This window comes from Actinoplanes aureus, assembly GCF_015704865.1.
In the GTDB taxonomy this organism is placed as follows: Bacteria; Actinomycetota; Actinomycetes; order Mycobacteriales; family Micromonosporaceae; genus Actinoplanes; species Actinoplanes aureus.
The window spans coordinates 262,420-280,395 of sequence record NZ_JADQTO010000005.1; the positions used below are offsets into that span (position 1 = coordinate 262,420).

The 17,976-nt window shown below is 72.0% G+C and carries 12 protein-coding genes; 4 read left to right on the top strand and 8 right to left on the bottom strand.

What is annotated here, in order from left to right:
• Positions 1–32 precede the first annotated feature (32 nt).
• The 5 genes from I4J89_RS12740 to I4J89_RS49475 form a co-directional block, all read right to left on the bottom strand.
• Positions 33–851 carry a DUF1616 domain-containing protein gene (locus I4J89_RS12740; RefSeq protein ID WP_196414122.1) on the bottom strand — a complete coding sequence of 273 codons (819 nt, stop codon included), beginning with the start codon at positions 849–851 and terminating at the stop codon, positions 33–35.
• A complete protein-coding gene (locus tag I4J89_RS12745) occupies positions 848–3,160 on the bottom strand; it encodes a putative glycosyltransferase family protein (protein WP_196414123.1) in 2,313 nt (770 codons plus the stop codon). The genes I4J89_RS12740 and I4J89_RS12745 overlap by 4 nt, the downstream gene beginning before the upstream one ends.
• Positions 3,161–5,305: 2,145 nt before the next feature.
• Positions 5,306–6,649, bottom strand: coding sequence for a glycosyltransferase family 2 protein (locus I4J89_RS12750; RefSeq protein ID WP_309238285.1), 1,344 nt, complete (start codon positions 6,647–6,649; stop codon positions 5,306–5,308).
• Complete coding sequence (locus tag I4J89_RS12755; protein WP_196414124.1) at positions 6,646–7,614, bottom strand: glycosyltransferase family 2 protein; 969 nt, start codon at positions 7,612–7,614, stop codon at positions 6,646–6,648. The genes I4J89_RS12750 and I4J89_RS12755 overlap by 4 nt, the downstream gene beginning before the upstream one ends.
• 96 nt (positions 7,615–7,710) lie before the next feature.
• Entirely contained in the window at positions 7,711–8,919 is a 1,209-nt protein-coding gene (locus I4J89_RS49475; RefSeq protein WP_230858828.1) for a glycosyltransferase family 2 protein, read from the bottom strand.
• A 756-nt stretch (positions 8,920–9,675) separates the two neighbouring features.
• Between I4J89_RS49475 and I4J89_RS12765 the strand changes: the two genes are divergently transcribed.
• The 3 genes from I4J89_RS12765 (at position 9,676) to I4J89_RS12775 (ending at position 13,217) form a co-directional block, all read left to right on the top strand.
• Positions 9,676–10,611 carry a sulfotransferase family protein gene (locus I4J89_RS12765; protein WP_196414125.1) on the top strand — a complete coding sequence of 312 codons (936 nt, stop codon included), beginning with the start codon at positions 9,676–9,678 and terminating at the stop codon, positions 10,609–10,611.
• A 65-nt stretch (positions 10,612–10,676) separates the two neighbouring features.
• Positions 10,677–11,588 carry a glycoside hydrolase family protein gene (locus I4J89_RS12770; protein ID WP_196414126.1) on the top strand — a complete coding sequence of 304 codons (912 nt, stop codon included), beginning with the start codon at positions 10,677–10,679 and terminating at the stop codon, positions 11,586–11,588.
• A 663-nt stretch (positions 11,589–12,251) separates the two neighbouring features.
• The gene (locus I4J89_RS12775) at positions 12,252–13,217 is read left to right on the top strand and encodes a serine/threonine-protein kinase (protein ID WP_196414127.1); all 966 of its coding nucleotides are present in this window, start codon (positions 12,252–12,254) and stop codon (positions 13,215–13,217) included.
• Between the two features lie 373 nt (positions 13,218–13,590).
• On the opposite strand, the gene I4J89_RS12780 is transcribed toward I4J89_RS12775, so the two are convergent.
• Together I4J89_RS12780 and I4J89_RS12785 are read right to left on the bottom strand one after the other, a co-directional pair.
• Complete coding sequence (locus I4J89_RS12780) at positions 13,591–14,469, bottom strand: universal stress protein (RefSeq protein ID WP_196414128.1); 879 nt, start codon at positions 14,467–14,469, stop codon at positions 13,591–13,593.
• Complete coding sequence (locus tag I4J89_RS12785) at positions 14,466–16,061, bottom strand: amino acid permease (RefSeq protein WP_230858829.1); 1,596 nt, start codon at positions 16,059–16,061, stop codon at positions 14,466–14,468. The genes I4J89_RS12780 and I4J89_RS12785 overlap by 4 nt, the downstream gene beginning before the upstream one ends.
• A 220-nt stretch (positions 16,062–16,281) precedes the next feature.
• Between I4J89_RS12785 and I4J89_RS12790 the strand changes: the two genes are divergently transcribed.
• The gene (locus tag I4J89_RS12790) at positions 16,282–16,671 is read left to right on the top strand and encodes an STAS domain-containing protein (RefSeq protein WP_309238286.1); all 390 of its coding nucleotides are present in this window, start codon (positions 16,282–16,284) and stop codon (positions 16,669–16,671) included.
• Between the two features lie 25 nt (positions 16,672–16,696).
• Here the strand turns inward: I4J89_RS12790 and I4J89_RS12795 are convergent, their stop codons facing one another.
• Positions 16,697–17,959, bottom strand: coding sequence for a cytochrome P450 (locus tag I4J89_RS12795; protein WP_196414130.1), 1,263 nt, complete (start codon positions 17,957–17,959; stop codon positions 16,697–16,699).
• Positions 17,960–17,976: the final 17 nt, after the last annotated feature.

Below are 17,976 nucleotides of genomic sequence, written 5' to 3' on the forward strand. Positions count from 1 at the left end.
GCGGCGGCCGGGAACGAGAAGGAGACCGCGGCCTACTGCGCGGCCGCGATGATGACGGTACGGAAAGCGGCCGTCTCGCCGTCCCGGAAGAGGTCCATGGTGACCCGCTCGGTGCCGGGCACACTGACCCGGCCGCTCCATTCACCGGCGGTGTCCGGGGTGAGGCGGTGTTCGCTGAGCTCGGCGCCCGCGGTGCCGCTAAGCACCAGCCGGTACGGTCCACGCCCGGCGTCCAGCCCGGTGGCGGTGACCTGCACCGATCGGTTGCCGTCGGCGTCCACCGCCCCCGGCGGGGTGGCCGACAGGGTGACGACCGCGGTGTCGTAGGTCCGCTCCGAGTCGGTGAACGACCACCAGCCGATCCCGCTGATCAGCGCCAGCGCCAGGGTCAGCGGCAGCACGTCGCGGAACAGCCGGCGGCGGGAGAGCCGCCACTTCGAGCCCGGCCGCGGAGTCGCACCGGCGGCCGTGGAGATCCGGGTCGCCGACTCCGCCGCTCCGGCGGCCGGCGCGATCCGCGGCCGGGCCACCGCGACACCGGTCGCGATCAGTGCGACCGCGGCGGCGATCGACAGCCAGCCGGCCTGATTCAGTGAGCCGCCGACCGCCCACAGGCCGAGACCGCCGAGCACGAGGACGGCCAGGCTCAGCGCCGGGATCAGCACCAGCCGTTCCACCACGCCGATGTCCAGCCGGCCGGGCCGGAACATCGCCTCGGTGATCGCGAGCCCCGGAAGGACGAACGCCAGCAGCAGGCCGCCCGGCACCGAGGCCGCCAGCGGTCCGGCCAGCACCGCGGCGCCGGAGGCGACCGTCACGCCGGCGAGGGCACCGGCACGGGCGGCGTTCACGAGACCCCCATCTGATAGATCCGGACGTGGCCGTTGTCGTAGAGCCGCGAGATCCCGTTGATCCGGTCGAACTTGGTCAGGTCCGAGGCCGGGATCGGCTCGGTGAGCCGGCCCGCCATCGGGTCGTTCTGGAAGTACGCGTCGTTCGGCGGCAGGTCGTCGCTGAGCCGCTCGTCGACGACCAGGTACGCCAGGCCGAGGCCCCTGGCCCGGTCGTCCTGCTCGGCGGTCCACTGGTCGGCGTAGAAGAGCTCACCCACCTCACGAACCGGGTCCATCCGCCCGTACGTCGAGGAGAGCGCCACGGCGGTGATGTCGCCGCCGACCCGGGTGCCGTGCGGCAGCGTCGCCGCCTGCCAGTAGGCCGCGTCGACCCCGAAGGCGTCCACCGAGCGCTCGTACGCGGCCGGCAGGTACGGACCGGGCAGCAGGGCCGAGACCGGCGGCCAGCCACCGGTCCGGGCGCCGATCATCAGCACGGTGATGAGCGCGGTACCCAGGTACACCTGGCCGGCGAGCCGGCGGCCGGTGGTGACCGACAGGCCGGGCGGCGGTGCCGATAGCCAGCGGCGGCCGCTCTCGTCCTTCGGGGGGATGAGCTGGACGGCGTACACGATCGCGATCGCCGCGATGATCGACATCGGGACGTAGGTGAAGGTGGAGAGCCGGCCGGCGATCTCCGGGCCGCCCGAACCGAGGAACCGCGCGCCGTTGCCGGCGAAGAACACGCCGCCGCCGACCAGGGCGGCCCAGCGCCAGGCGTCGCGGTCCTTACGCAGCAGCATGTCGCGGGCCACGGCCAGGAAGAGGATGAGCAGGCCGAGCAGGCCGGCGCCCTGCACCGCGAGCTGCACCACCGGCACCGGCGGGGTGACGGTGGCCGGCTCGCTGGAGTCGCCGAACATCTGGTTCAGCGAGGCCCGCAGGCTGTCGATCGGCGCCTCGAGGTACGCGACGACGTCCTGTGCCACGAACCCGATCCAGCAGGCCACCAAGGTGGCCGCCACGGCCGGAAGGGCCAGCGTGACCCACGGCCGCGGCTTCTCCAGTACGACCTCGGTCAGCGCCAGCAGACCCAGCGTCGCCACCAGGGCGAAAGCGGTCACGTGGTGGCTGACCGTGGTCATCGCTATGCCGGCGATGGCGATCGCGACGAACTTCCGGCCGCCACCGGTACGCCAGCGACGGTGTGCCCAGACGGTCAGCATGAAGAACGGGAGCGCGGCCGTCTGGTACAGGAACATCGAGTTGAAGAACAGGTAGTGCATTGCCGTCGCGTAGGTCACACAGGCCACACCGGCCATCGCCGGGGAGTTGCTGCCGCGCAGCACGGCGGCGAAGAGCATGCCCACGAAGATCAGGTGAGCGACGCCGGCCACGATCGTCCCCGACGCGGTCACCGACAGCCCGGTCAGCCCGGACACCGCCGCACCCATCTCGGCCAGGCCGGGGAAGTGCACAGCAGGGGGGAGCGCCTGGTTCGGCCGGAACAGCTGGCCGGACTCGGTGATCAGCGTGGTGGCCATCCAGTGCTGGAGCTCGTCGGGGAACCGGAACTGGTCCGGGCTGTACATCCACTTGAGCATGTACTGGTTGGTGGCCAGGCCGATCACCAGCAGGAACGACTCGGCGACCCCGGCGAGGCGGCTGAGCAGCCGGAACACCACCGGGGTGAAGACGATGATCTGACCGATCCAGTACGCGGTCATCGCCCAGGTGGACTCGTGGCGGCCGCCGCCGTAGGACAGCGCGACGAGCACCACACCGAGGCTGGAGAGGGCGAGCACCCAGGGCGCGTAGCCGAGGTCGACCGGCCCGGTGGGCTTCGGCTCCGGCTTCGGCGTGCTGGGCAGCCGGATGACGACGGTCTCATCGCCGACCGAGCGCCGGTCGACGGTGGCCCGCCCGGCGATGACCGGAGTCTTCTTCGGCGTCTGCGGCAGCCGGATGATGACGGTGTCGTCGGTCACCGGGCGCTTGCGCGGCGTACTCCCGGGGGTTTTCGGTTTGCCCGTCCCGGGCAACCGGATGATCACCGTGTCGTCGCCGACGGACCGCTTGCGGCCGGTGTCCTTGTTGTTGCCGGGCAGCCGGATGATCACCGTGTCGTCGCCGACGGGCCGCTTGCGGCCGGCCTTCTCGGTCGGCTTCAGGTCGCCGGGGACCTTGCTGATCACGACCGTGTCGTCGGCGGCCGGAGGCTTCTTGGGGCCCGTCTCCGGAAGCCGCATCATGACGGTGTCGTCCGGGCCCGGAGTCCGCTTCACGGTCTCGGCGGGCAGCCGGATGACGACGGTCTCCTCACCCACCGGGCGGGCCGGCTCGGGCTTGGCGGGCGGCTTCGTCCCGGCGGCCGGTCCCGGTTTCGCCGAGGGCTCCGGCCTGGCGGGCGGCGCGGCCTTGGGCGGCGTGGCGGGTCCGGCGGCCGGTGGCGCGACCTTGGCCGAGGCGGCGGCCTTGGCGGGCGGCGCGGGCGGACTCGGCGGCGTGGCGGCCTTGCCAGGCGGCGTGGCGGGCGCGGCGGGCCTCGCGGGCCCCGGCTGCGATGCGGGGGGCGCGCTCGGCCTGGCGGTTCCTGCCTGCGGTGCGGAAGGCGGGACAGGCTTGGCGGTTCCCGCTTGTGGTGCGGGCGGTGAGGTAGGCCTGGCGGTTCCTGCCTGCGGTGCGGGCGGCGAGGTAGGCCTCGCGGCTCCTGCCTGCGGCGTGGAGGGCGGGCTAGGCCTGGCGCTTCCTGCCTGCGGTGCGGAAGGCGGGACAGGCTTGGCGGTTCCTGCCTGTGGTGCGGGCGGTGCGCTGGGCCTCGCGGTTCCTGCCTGCGGTGCGGAAGGCGAGACAGGCCTCGCGGTTCCCGCCTGCGGCGTGGAGGGCGGGTTAGGCCTAGCGGTTCCTGCCTGGGGGGCGGGCGGCGCGCTGGGCTTTGCGGTTCCCGCCTGCGGTGCGGGGGGCGCGCTGGGATTCGCGGATCCCGCCTGCGGCGTGGCAGGCATGGCGGGCCTTGCTGGCCCCGGCTGTGGTCCCGAAGGGGCAGGCGGTGCCGGGGGAGCAGTAGGCCTGGCCGGCGGCGCGGGGGATGCCGGAGGCGCCGGCGGCGCGGCGGGTGCGGTGGCCTTGGACGCGGGCGGCGGTGCCACCTTGGCCGTAGCGGACGCCTTGGCAGCCGGCGCAGGCGGCGCGCTGGCGGGCGCCGGGCTCTTCGCGGGCGGCGTCGGGCCATGGGCGGGTGGCGCGCTGCTGGGCGCAGGGCCCTCAGCGGGCGGCTTGTGGCCCGGGACGACCGGGGGTGCGGGCGGGGCGTTCCCAGGGCCCTGCGGGGGCGGCGCGGGGCGCGGAGGCGTCTGCGCCGGCGGCGCACTGGCGGGGGAGGCCGGCGCTGAGGGCGGGGCGTTCTTCACCGGCGGGTTAGCACTCCCGGCGGGCGGGGCGTTGCCTGCCGGCGGCGGCGCGACCTTGGCCGTAGCCCTCGCGGCTGGCGCGGTTGCGGAAGATGGCGTGCCGTTCGCCGGCGACGTAGTACCGGCGGCGGGCGAAGCGGAGCCTGCGGCCGGCGGTGCAGGCCGCGCGCTTCCACCGGCCGGCGGTGCCGATGGCGCGGTGCCGTTCGCGGGCGGGTTTGTGCCCGGAGCACTCGGCGGAGCGCTGCTGGCCGGCGGTGCCGGTCGCGCGCTTCCGGTGGCGGGCGGTGCCGAGGGCGGGGTGCCGTTCGCGGGCGCGGGCGCGGGCGCGTTCGCGCGCGGAGCGTCGGGCGGAGTGCTGCCGGCGGGCGGTGCTGGTTGCATGCTTCCGGCGGCAGGCCGCGCGCTCCCGGTGGCCGGCGCCCTCGACGATGGGGTGCCGTTCGCGGGCGGGTTCGCGCCCGGCCCACCGGGCGAAGTGCTGCGGGCCGGCGGTGCGGGTCGCGCGCTTCCGGCGGCAGGCCGCGCGCTCCCGGTAACCGGCGGAGCCGACGGCGCGGCCCCGTTCGCGGGCGGCATCGGCCTCGGAGCCCTCGGCGGAGTGCTTTCAGCCAGCGATGTGGGCCGCGGCTTCCCACCGGGCGGCGCGGTGCCGTTAGCCGGCGGCCTCGGGCCCGCACCGGCCGGCGCAGGCGGTGCGGTAGGCACCTTGGCGGCGCCCTTGGCGGTTGGCGCGGACGGCACGGCAGACCCCGGCTTCCCAGCCTGCTCAGTGCCTGATTTGTCGCGAGCTGTATCGGCCTCGTCGCTCTTGTCCGGTCCCATCCGGGTAAGTACGACGATCTCGTCGGGTCGCGGCTCCGCGGGCTTCGCGGTCGCTTCCTCCGGCGTCCGTTTCCGGTCGGACGTCGGCTGGTCCCCCATGAAAACAGCCTCCACAGCTACTTCGGGTCGAAAGGTGACGAGGCGGGCGCCACCCACCGAGTGCCCGCCTCCCTCACCCCCGAAGCCGAGGGCGCCGGTTGGCGGGCGTTTTACCCGGTGAATGGTACGCCGTCATGATCAGCGGGCGGTTCCCCGGACCTTCGCCCGGGCGGCACGGCGTCCCCGCAGGTACGCACGTGGTCCGGCAATCATCCCTCGCCGGTTCGCCGAAAGAAGCTCGCGGGGGAAGTCGTCCTGAAGTGTGGAGACCCGCAGGCTGTCGGAGCCGGTCAGATCGCGCAGCGCGGTGGGTGCCAGCTTCATCAGTTTGAAGATCAGGCCCGGCTGGGCGAGAAGCAGGCTGGTGTACGCGGCGGTCAGCCCCGTCCCGTACCCGACCATCTGCTTGTGCAGGCCCTCGAAGTCGGGCCGGTGGTAGTGGTGGGTCACCGCGGTCGGCTGGTACACGATCGTCCCGCCGGTGAGCAGCACCTGCGTGAAGGCGAGCGTATCCTCCGAGCCCATGGCCGGCGTGCCGGCGCCGAGCGCGTTGTCCCAGCCGCCGATCCGCTCGATCACGCCGGGCCGGAACGTCATGTTCGCGCCGGTGCCGAACGGCGGCAGCGGGTAGAGCGGGCTCTGGATGTGCGCGGTGTGCGGGCCGAACGTGTCCGGCTTGAAACCGCGGCCCTTGCTGTGCCCGCCGAACTGCTCGAACCACAGCTGCGCCTTGGTCTCCAGCTCGGCCGGGACGATCACGCCGGAGACCACGTCGGCCTCGGGGTGCGCGGCCAGCGCCCGGGCCACCTCGGCCAGCCAGTGCGGGTCGGCCGTCTCGTCGTCGTCGATCCACGCCAGGATCTGCCCGGGTGCCGCGGCGACCGCCGCGTTGCGGGCGAACGACAGGCCGGCCTTCGGCTCACGCAGGTATTCGACCGGGCCCCGGCGGGCCGCCGCGCGGACCACCTCGGCGGTGGCGTCGGTCACCGGTGCGTTGTCGACCACCAGGATCCGGAAGACCGGGTACTGCATGGCGAAGAGGCTGTCCAGGCAGCGGGCCAGCGCGCCGGGCCGCTCCCGGGTGCAGACCACCACGGTGATCTCCGGGGCGGAGGCGAGGACCGCGCGGCGGCTGGCGAGGAACTCCGGCTCGACGTGCGGGACGTATCCGTGCACCGGGACGGGTGCGCCGCGCAGCCGCGAGCTGACCGCCTCGCCCAGCTCGGTGTCGATCGCCGCGGCCAGCGCATACGGGGCGAGGCCCTGCTCGGGCACATCGACCAGCACGGTGCCGAGCGGCTCGGTGAAGAGCCGGACCAGGACGTGGGCCTGCAGCACGCGACGGCCGTCCGGGGCGATCCCGGCGACCGGGGGCAGCGGCTGGGACAGGTCGAGGTCGAGCACGACCGCAGGGCGGATCTTGCTCTCGTCGTCCAGGTTCGGGGCGCCGGGGAGACCGGCACCGTTCACACCGGTGGTCACTGAGCGGCCTCCGACTCGTTGCGCCGGCCGGCGCGCTTCTTGCTGACGGTTTCGACGACGCCACCCACACCGGCGGCGGCGGCACCGGCGATGACGCCGCCCGCACGCAGCAGGTGGTCGGCGCCCTTGCCGGTGGCGGCCGCGCCGACGTGGCGGACCACGGCCTTCGGCAGCGACCAGATGTAGCTCTTCTCGGCGCCCAGGGCGTCGTTGCTGTTCTCCTCGTGCAGGCTGCCCATCTGGACCTTGCCCCGGCCCTCGGCGTAGCAGCGCTTCACGAAGAACTTGAAGCTGGCCCGCTCGGCGGGCACCTCGTGCTGGATGACCGCGCCCGGCACGTACACCCAGTGGCCGTTGTCGGAGACCTCACTCATGCGCAGGCACAGATCGGTGTCCTCGGGCCGGTTGCGGTCGCCGAGCTTGCCGAAGCCGACCCGGAATCCGCCCGCGGCCACGAACACGTCGCGGCGCACGATCATGTTCGCCGACCAGACGTTGCGGATCGGCGCGGTCTCGGTGGGCATGCCGGTGTACGAGCCACCGACCGCCCAGAGGAACTCACCCGGCATCCAGCGTGGTGCTTCGCCCTCCCAGGCCGGCTGGATGAACCCACCGGTGCCGATCACTTCCGGGTCGGCGAACGGCTCGATCTGCCGCTCGAGCCAGTCGGGCTCGGCGATGATGTCGTCGTCCAGGAAGGCGATCAGCGGCGTCTGCGCGTAGAAGGCGCCGGTGTTGCGGTTGCCCGAGACGCCCTGGGCGTACTCGTTCTGGAGCACCGTGATGCCCGGCAGCTCACGCTTGATCCGGTCGAACATCGCCGGGTTGTGGTCCACGACCACGACGATCTCTTCAGGGGTGTGCGTCTGGGCGTGGGCGCACTCGAGGGTACGGGTGAGGTAGTCCCAGCGCACTTCCGAGTACGTGGGAATGACGATCGTCGTGGGCAGAGCGGTGTGGTTCACGAGGGGAGTGCTCCTGTGGGGCGGTAAGGGGCGCGCTCAGTGAACCTCTGTCAACCTGGCGCCGGGCGCTGAGGCGCTGGCCGTGCTGAGAAAGGTTCAGTCGTCGAGCGACGCGCGGCTGCGCAGCTTGCTGATGTCCTGGGTGGTGCCGCTGCCGATGTCGTCGAGCGCGCGGGCACGCAGGGCTCGCAGATCCCGGGTCGCGGTGCCGAGGTCGTCCAGGCGAGCGCTGCGCACCTTGTTGATGTCGTCGGTACGCCGAACGCCGACCTCGTGCGGCCGGTTCGCCCGGTTGAGCTGGCCGGTGTCGCGGCGCGGGTCGGCGGGGTGCCGGACCCCGACCGGGTGGGCGGCGACGACGACCGGCGCCGGCGCGTTCACGACCGGGACCGGAGCGTGCACCTGCTCGAGGCCGCGCGGCTCGGCGAACTGGGGCACGACCGGGGCGACCGGGGCGGCGACGGTCGGCAGCACCGGAGCGGTCTGCGTGGTGGGCAGCTGCAGGCCGTCGACGAACGGCGCGATGCCGGCGCCACGGCGCTTACGCATCCGGCCGTACTCACTGAAGATCGTGCGGAGCACCCGGAAGCCGTCACGGAAGGTGTTCAGGTTGCTCTCGCCGAAGATCCGCTCGTGCTCGGTGCTGCCGACCTCGCCGACCTTCAGCTTCTCCGCGACCGCCCGGATGTTGATCATCGTCTCGATCTCGAAGCCGTCGCCCCACAGCTTGCTGCCGTCCGACGGCTGGGGCAGCTTGACGTCCGGCAGGGCCAGCGCCGGCACGACGTTGCGCCAGAAGGCGTTGTAGCCGTAGCAGAGGTCGGTGAAGTGCGTCCGGAACAGGACGTTGACCACCAGGTTGAGGCCGTCGTTGCCGAGCTTGCGCAGCGCGGTGATGTCGTGGCTGTGCCCGCCGTGGCTGAACCGGGAGCCCTTCACGAAGTGGTCACCGTTGATCAGCTTGTCGACGAAGAGTGGGATCTCGGCCGGGTCGGTCGAGCCGTCGGCGTCGATCATCACGATGATGTCGCCGGTGCAGGCGGCGAAGCCGCAGGCGAGCGCGTTGCCCTTGCCCTTACGCGTCTGCTGCACGATCACGGCGTCCGGCCGCAGCTCACGGGCCACTTCGACGGTGCGGTCGGTGGAGCCGCCATCGACCACGATCACCTCGGTGATCAGGGACGGGAGCTTCGCGAACACGTGCGGCAGGTTCCGCTCTTCGTTCAGCGTGGGAATCACGACGCTCACGGTCGGTGATTGCGGGCGGTTACTGTCGGTGTGCGTATTCAAGTGCGAAAGCTCCATGTCGGTCCCTTCCGGGGGGCGGCAATGCGACTTGTCGCGCGATTTCCCGAAGGTGGGACCGCACAGCCGCTCGCTTCAGGAAAACAACCTAGCAAACGATTACGTAGCGTCAACAGGTCGTGAGAACGACTCAGGTCACAGCTGCCATAAAGCTGACAGTTCCCGTATGGGGAAGCAAGTACTTCCAGGTAGCCGGGTGGCGGCCTAGGCCGCATCGTTACCTTGCGTAACGGACATTGGCCATACCAGTGGATCTCTCGGGAGAGTCTCCGACGAATATGTAAATGAGTAGTGGATCACCGTAAATCCGGACAAGATCCGCAAAGCGCGGCCACCACTTTACGAACTCACTTGTTTACGGAACGTTAATTCTGGGTGTCCTCAAGTGATCACCCTGTTGCTGGGCGTGAGGTCGACCGCCTGGCTACGGTTGATAGGTGGGAAGAGTTCGCCGAACGTCCGTAGCCTCCTCAGCCGTTCGCCGTTGGTGAAGCGATGACGACCGAGGCCGGGCTGTGCGTTTGTGGACATTCGCATCAGGCACACGAGCATTACCGCTCGGGTAGCGACTGCGCGCTGTGCGAGCCGGGGCGGTGCGCCCGGTTCCGGAGGGCGGGCCGATGGTGGCGCCGCCTGCTGAGCCGGCGCTGACCAGCCCGCGGGCAAGAGAGATGTCCATCACTTGGGCCGCCGGGCTGCGAAATCCTAGTGAATCTGTAGGCTAACTCTCAATTCGAGCGAACCTAGGGGGCACCGATGGCTCTTCCCGACTTCCTCATCGCCGGCGTCCCCAAAGCCGGCACCACGGCACTGCACGCCGCGCTGGTGGGCCACCCGGAGCTCTTCCTCCCGCCGGTCAAGGAGCCGAAGTTCTTCCTCTCCGACGGGCCGCCGCCGGCCGTCGGCGGCCCCGGTGACGTGCAGACCTACCAGGAACACGTCTGGCGCCGCGACGAATACGAGGCCCTCTTCGACCCCGCGCCGCCGGGCGCGCTGCGGGGCGAGGCCACACCCTTCTACCTGTACGACCTGGCCGCCCACGACCGCATGAAGGCGCTGGTCCCGAACGCCAAACTGGTCATCCTGCTGCGTGACCCGGTGGACCGGGCGCACTCCAACTGGACCCACCTCTGGGTGGCCGGTCTGGAGGAGGAGGCCGACTTCCTGGCCGCCTGCCGGGCCGAGGAACAGCGCAGGGCCGCGCACTGGGCCGACTTCTGGCACTACATCGGGCTCGGTCTCTACGGCCGCCAGCTCGAGCACCTCTATCGACGCTTCCCCCGCGAGCAGGTGCTTCTGCTACGCTACCGCGACCTCAAGGACAGTCCAGGTCAGACACTCGACCGGGTCTGCTCCTTCCTGGGCGTACGGACCGGTGTGCTCACCTCGATCCCGAGGGAGAACGTGAACCGGCACTACGTCGAGGACACTCGCGTCAACCGGATGTTGCGCGGCCTGCTCCGGGCCGGCGGCAACGTCGGGCACCGGTTCCCGGTTCCGCTGCGGCTGGCCGCGCGTGGGCCGCTGCTCACGCTGCTGCACCGCAAGCAGGGCAACCGTCCGGTGACCACGCCGGAGGAACGGGCCGCGCTGCTGCCGTACTTCGCCGAGGACATCGCCCTGCTGGGCGAGGTGACCGGGGAGAACTACGACGACTGGCTCAGCCTGGACCGACACGCCCGCGCCCGGTAAAGCCCACATTCCCGATAGATGATGCAAACTTGACGGGTCCGTCGCCGCAACCCCCGGGAGCTGCTTTGACCACTGGAACCACGGCCTTGCCCCTGCCGCGCTGGGAAGACTCCACCGTGGTGGTCGAACCGCCGGGGTCGGAGCCCGGGGCGTGGTCCGGTGCGCCCAGCACGATCCTCGCGGACGGCCACATCTATCTCGCGTACCGCCTGCGTCTGCCGATCGGGGCCGGTCGCGGCATCGCCAACGTGGTGGCCCGCTCCGCCGACGGACTCACCTTCACGGTGGTCGCCGAGGTGGGCAAGGACGCCTTCGGCGCCGAGTCGCTGGAGCGGCCCGCGCTGGTGCGTACGCCGGAGGGCACCTGGCGGCTGTACGTCAGCGCGGCCACCCCCGGCACCAAGCACTGGCGGGTCGACCTGCTCGAGGCGGACACCCCGGAAGGCCTGGCCACCGCCGCCGCCCGCACGGTGCTTGCCGGTGACGAGTCGGCCGGCGTCAAGGACCCGGTGCTGCACCACGACGAGCACGGCTGGCACCTGTGGGCCTCGGTGCACCCGCTGGAGTCCTGGGACGACGCCGACCGGATGACCACCGAGTACGCGACCAGCCCGGACGGCGTGCACTGGACCTGGCGGCGTACCGCGCTGGCCGGCCGACCGGGCCGCTGGGACGCTCGCGGCGTGCGGGTCTCCTCGGTCCGGGTGGACGGGGACGAGATCACCGTCTCGTACGACGGCCGGGCCACGGCGGGGGAGAACTGGGAGGAGCGCACCGGGGTGGCCCGGGGCGTACGCCTGCCGGACGGCTCCTTCGGCGAGCTGACCGCGGAGGACCGCGAGCCGATCGGCAGCCCGCACCCGCCCAGCGGCCTGCGCTACCTGAGCCTGGTCGAGCTGCCGGACGGCCGGCAGCGCCTGTACTACGAGTCGACCCGGGCCGACGGGGCCCACGACCTGCGTACCGAGCTGGCCTGATTGCCTGAGAGCGTGATCACCCGGTGCGGGGCCGCCCGCCCGGGGTTGATCCGGATGCCCTAACGTCGTCGCTGACGTCAGGTGCGCGCGGAAACCGACCGCACTGCCCGATGGCGGGGCCGGCCCCACAAGGAGCGGCTCCGCCATCTTGTCAGGCGAAAGCCTTCGCAAGTCCGGCGAAACGGCTCAAGGCAGGCGGCCCGCATCGGAGTTCTGTCACTCTCTGTGACCTTTTAGTGGATCTTAAGTTGCGCCGGCCCAGTATGATCACGTTTCCGGCGTGCATTTACACGCAGAGTGAGCGCCGTGTCCGTTTCGCCGTCACCGGCGCTTTTCCTTGGCGTCATCGGACGGCCGTTTCCGCTTCGAAACGAAAAGGCGTTTGGGAGCGTTCCCGAAAACGGTTGAATCCAACAGCGAGCGCTCTGAGTGTTTGCGGCCGGTTAAATCGTCGCGGGAATTGACGCCCACCTCATCCGTTCGGCCGATGTGAATGCCTATTCGGTGTCGTGTTCTCACCCGGACATCCCGTCCCTCCGGGCCGTCCGGTCTCCACCTCTACGGGTCACCACCGGCACGCGGTCGCGTTTGTGCCCCGATGGCCTGGGTAACGGCAGGTCGGGGGGTCCGCGGGCGGCCTACCGGGTACGCGGAGGAGGCGAGATGCGGACGCTGGGCGGGCGTTATCAACTGGTGAACCGCATCGGACTGGGCGGCATGTCCGAGGTATGGCGCGGACACGACCAGGTGCTGGACCGGCCGGTGGCCGTGAAGATCATGGCGCCGGCGGTGGAGGGCACCCTCGGCGAGGTCGGGGTGGAACTGGTCCGGGCCGAGGCTCGCTCGGCCGCCCGGCTGGCGCATCCCAACGTGGCCGGGGTGCACGACTTCGGCACCTCGCCGGCGCCGGGACGCGACGTCCCGTACATCGTGATGGAGCTGGTCGAGGGCCAGACCCTCAGCCGGCACCTCGCCGCCGGCCGGCTGGACTGGCGCATCGGCGTACGCATCTGCGCCGAGGTCGCGGCCGCGCTCGCCGCGGCCCACGCCGAGCAGGTGGTGCATCGCGACATCAAACCGGCGAACATCATGCTTACCCCGGCCGGCGCCAAGGTCCTCGACTTCGGCATCGCCGCCGCCGTCGGCTCGCCCGACCCGGACCCGGACGGCCCGGTGATGGGCACCCCCGCCTACATCGCCCCGGAACGCTTCGAAGGCATGCCGGCCACCCCGGCGACCGACATGTTCGCCCTCGGCACGCTCATCTATCACTGCATCTCCGGCCGGCTGCCGTGGAGCGCCCGCACCAACACCGAACTCGTCGTCGCCGAGCGCTTCGAAGACCCGGAACCCCTCCCGCACATCGACGGCCTGCCACCCGAGGTGCTCGACCTCTGCTCCCGCTGCCTCGCGAAGGACCCGGCCGACCGGCCGACCGCCCTGGTAGCCGCGCTGCTGCTGGCCGAAGCGGTCGACGCCCGCGTCTACGTCCCGCTCGCCGACCTCGAACCCGATCTGCAGCGCGCACCGGCGATCTCCCCATGGGATGAGGCCGCGGCCTCCGCGCCCACCTCGGCGGCACCGCGCGCTGCGGCCCCTTCCCGGGGAGGCCGGCACCGGGCAGGCTGAGCATTTCGCTCATTCTCTTTCGGGGTACGGGTAGCCGGCCGTCCCGCCGATCAACGGCCGTTCCCGCCCTCCCGCGCGATCACCGCACGGCGAGACGCCCCACCGCGCCCGCCGGGCCCATGCAGCCACGCGGGCTTACTTCGGCGATGTTCCCACCTGCTGGGAGCGACCCGATGCGTCCGTGAGCGGCCGGGGTGAGGGCGCTGCGGTTGGGCGGTCGAGGGCGCTGCGGTGGGCCGACTCAGCGCGCCGCGGTGGGTCGTGCTCAGCCCGGCGGGCGCGCTGGGGCCTCTCCCCGTGCGGTGATCGCGCGGGAGGGCGGGGACGGCCATTGATCGGCGGGACGGCCGGCTACCCGTACCCCGATTGGGTTTCAAGAAGCCCGTGGGACTACGACCAGGGGCCGGCAGGCTCGGCGCAGCAGGCGGGTGGAGACGCCGCCGAGCAGTACCCGGCAGGCCGGGCCGTAGCCGCGCGAGCCGCAGAACAGGATGTCGACCTCGCCGAGGTCGGCCAGGGCCTCGACCACGTCGCCGGAGCGGATCTCCCAGTCGGCCTGGACGTCCGGGACGGAGGCGGCGGCCTTGCGCAGGGCCTCTTCGTAGATCTCCCGGCTGGTGTCCAGGAAGGCCCGCTCGGCGTCCTCGCCCAGCAGGAACGGCATCGCGGCGTCGCCGTGCGCGACGACGGTGACCAGCAGCAGCGGGCTCCCGGTACGCCGGGCTAGCCGGGCCGCCTCGGTGAGCGCGGCCCGGCCGTCGGGCGTGTCCACGTAGGCGACGCCGATCCGGCCGATCGTGCCGGGTTCGTGCGGCATCCCGGCCGGGGCCACCGCGACCGGGCAGACACTGCCGGCGAGCAGGCGTTCTGCGGTCTTGCCGGCGAACAGCCGGGCGGCGGGACCGGCCGAACCGGAGCCGACCACGAGCAGCGAGGCGTGCGTCTGCTCGGCCAGGTCGTGCAGCCCGTGCGCGGCCGACGTGGAGGCGACCGTGCGGTACTCCACGCCGGGCGGGTCGCCGAGCGTGCCGCGGGCCTCGGCGAGCACCTCCTCGGCCGCCCGCTGCCGGTCGGCGACCCACTCCGCGTCGACGCGGCCGGAGCCGAGCGCCGACGCGGCCGGACGGACCACCGTGACGATCAACGGGACGTCGAGGAGCCGCGCCGCCCAGCGGCCCAGGGCGAGCGCGTCGGCGGCGGCCGCGCCCCGGTCGACGCCGACCAGGACCGGGCCGGTGGCCGGGGCGGTCATGAGACGTCCCCGTCCCGGCGCGGCCCGTCGTCACCCGGGCGCGTGCCGCCGGGCGGGACGTCGCCGGGCCGGCCGTCGCCAGGTCGTGCGTCGCCGGGCTGGGGCTCCTCCGGCCGGCTCTCCGGCCGGGTGAAGGCGGCGCGGGAGCCGCCGCTGGGACCGCCGGCCGGGACCGGGTCGGAGTCCTGGCGCAGGCGGGAGTGGCGGTAACCGTAGGCCGCGTAGATCAGCATGCCGAGCGCGAGCCATCCGATGAACCGGATCCAGGTGTCCATCGGCAGGTCGGTCATCAGGTAGACGGCGAAGATGATCCCGATGATCGGGAGTACCGGCGACCACGGCACCCGGTAGGGGCGCGGCATGTCCGGCCGGGTCCGGCGGAGCACGATGACGCCCACGTTCACCAGCACGAAGGCGAACAGGGTGCCGATGTTGACGAGTTCCACGATGGTGCCGAGGGGAACCAGCGCGGCCAGCACCGAGATCAGCAGGCCGAGGATGATGGTGAGCCGGGCCGGTGTGCCGTAGCGCTGGTTGACCGTGGCCAGGCGGCGCGGCATCAGGCCGTCGCGGCACATGGCGAAGAAGATCCGAGTCTGACCGTAGAAGATCACCAGAACCACGCTGGTGATCGCGACCACCGCGCCGAGGGCCAGGATCGCCGCGGCCCAGTTCAGCCCGGCGCCCTCGTCGAGGGCGGCGGCGAGCGGCGCGTCGCTGGCCGACATCTGCTCCGGGGTCGCGATGCCGATCGCGCCGACCACCGTCAGCACGTAGAACACCGTGCAGATCGCCAGCGAGCCGAGAATGGCCAGGGGCAGGTCCTTGGCCGGGTTGCGGGCCTCCTCGCTGCCGGTGGAGACGGCGTCGAACCCGATGTAGGCGAAGAAGATGATCGCCGCCGCCGCGGTCACCCCGTCCACCCCCTCCGGGGCGAACGGGGTGAAGTTGCCGGTGCCGAAGTTCGCGAACGCCACCACGATGAAGAAGACCAGCACGGCGAGCTTGACGACCACCATGACCAGGTTGACCCGGGCGCTCTCGGTCACCCCGCGGACCAGCAGAAACGTGATCGCCAGCACGACGATGACGGCCGGCAGGTTGAAGACGCCGCCGTCCTCCGGGGACGTCGCGATCGCGTCCGGCAGCGCGACGCCGAACGCCGAGTCCAGGAACGCGTTGAGGTTGCCGCCCCAGCCGACCGCGATCGCGGCGACCGAGACCCCGTACTCCAGGATCAGGTCCCAGCCGATGATCCAGGCGACCAGTTCGCCGAGGGTGGCGTACGTGTACGTATACGCGCTGCCGGAGACCGGGATCGACGACGCCAGCTCGGCGTAGGAGAGCGCGGAGAACGCACACGCCACGGCCGCGAGCACGAACGACAGGATGACCGCGGGCCCGGCGATGGCCGATCCCTCGCCGATCACCACGAAGATCCCGGTGCCGATGATCGCGCCGACACCCATCGCGGTGAGCTGGGTGGCGCTGACCGCCCGCTTGAGCTCGGTGCCCTGCTCGTGCGTCTCGGTGATCAGCGATCCGACGTCGCGGATCGCGAAGATCCCGGCCCGCTGTCCTGATCCGGCCATGGCCCGCCTCCCCCCGGGGCGGCCGCTTCGCCGCCGTCCTGACACCGTGGCCGAGGCGCGCGGCGGGACGCAAGATGATCGGCGCGATGCGCCGATTCCGATCGCCCGACTTGCCGTCGCGGCCGATCGGTGGGCCGTTTTACCCGTTCGGCGTACGCCCTGTGCGGCGCGATCACCGAACCGCGCGGCAGCCTGCGGTGGCCGAGCCGACAGTTGTACGGTGAGTCGAACGGGCAGGTCGCCCGGCTCGGAGGGCGTGATGGGCGAGGCCGTGATGACCACACGGCAGCAGGCGGACGGCACGATCGTCGTCGAGGTGCGCGGCAGTCTGGACGCGGCCACGGTCGACGCGATGCGGGCGGCGCTGCTGGACACGCTGCATCGGGACCGGCCGGGCCTGCTGATCGTGGACCTGACGTTCGTGACCTTCATGGACTCGATGGGGATCGGCACGCTGGTCGCCGGCTACGAGGCGGCCCGCGACATCGGCGCCCGGTTCGTGCTGCGCAACCCGAGCGAGTTCGTCCACCGGCAGCTGCGGATCACCGGCCTCACCGAGTTGTTCGGTCTGCCGCAGGGCTCGTCGTCGACGCGCACCTACACGGTCTGACAGCCGACCGTCGAGCCCGCTGGGGTCAGCGGACGACCGGCACCCGCCCGGCGGCCTGGACCGGGAAGTGGAACGGGCCCCGGATGACTCCGGAGTTGCGGCGCCGGACCGCGCCCGCCCGGCGCAGCCCCGGCATCCGCTCGGCCAGCTGCCGCACCGCGATCACCGCCTCCAGCCGGGCCAGCGGGGCGCCCACGCAGTAGTGGATGCCGCTGGAGAAGGCGAGATGGTCCGCCTCCGGGGTGCGGTGGATGTCGAACCGCTCCGGGTGCGAGTAGACCGCCGGGTCCCGGTTGGCGGCCGCGAGCATCGTCATCACGAACTGGCCGCGCCGCACCGTACGCCCGGCGAGCTCGAGCTCCTCGGTGGCGCACCGCGCCGTGCGCTGCACCGGCGGATCCCAGCGCAGCGTCTCCTCGACCGCCGCCTCGGCCAGGCCGGCCGGGTCGGCACAGAGGGCCTCCCACTGCTCCGGGTGGTCGAGGAGCGCGTTGACCGCGTTGCCGATCAGGTTGACCGTGGTCTCGAAGCCGGCCACCAGCAGCAACCGGCACATCGGCAGCAGCTCGTGCGACCGGATCTGCTCGCCCTCGGCGGCCAGGATGCGGCTGACCAGGTCGTCGGCCGGCTCGCTGCGGCGCAGCACGAAAAGCTTGGCGAAGATGTCGTCGAGCTCGTCACTGGCACCCTTGACCCGGATGCCGTGGCGCAGGGACCGGATCCCGTCCAGGGCGCTGCTGATGACCGCGCCCTGCCGGGCGAACCGGGCCGCGTCCGCGTCCGGCACACCGAGCAGGTCGGTGATCACCGCGATCGGCAGCGGTGCGGCGAAGTCGCTCACCACGTCGAAGCCGCCCCTGGCCGCGGCCGCGTCGAGCAGCTCGCCGACGCGCTGCTCGATCCGCTCGCGGTAACCGGCCATCTGGCGCGGGCTGAACGCCGGCTGGGCGAGGCGGCGCAGCCGGGTGTGATCGGGCGGGTCCTTGTCCAGGAAGGACATGTCGACCTGCTGGTCCGGGACGGCACGGCCGGTCAGCTCCGCCGCGCGTACGCCGAACCGGCGATCCCGCAGCACCGCGTTGCAGACCGCGTGGCTCGCCGTGGCGTAGTTGCCCAGGCGGGTGGGGACCAGGTCACCACCCGCCCGGATCCGCTCATAGATCAGGTACGGATCGTCGCGTCCGGGGCCCAGTCGCAGCAGCGACATCGGGTCACGCCGGACGTAACCGTGGTACGCGGTGTCCAGCTGCCGGGCGTACAGCGTCGCGGCGAATCGCAGAGCCTGCACACCCGGCAGCTTAGGAC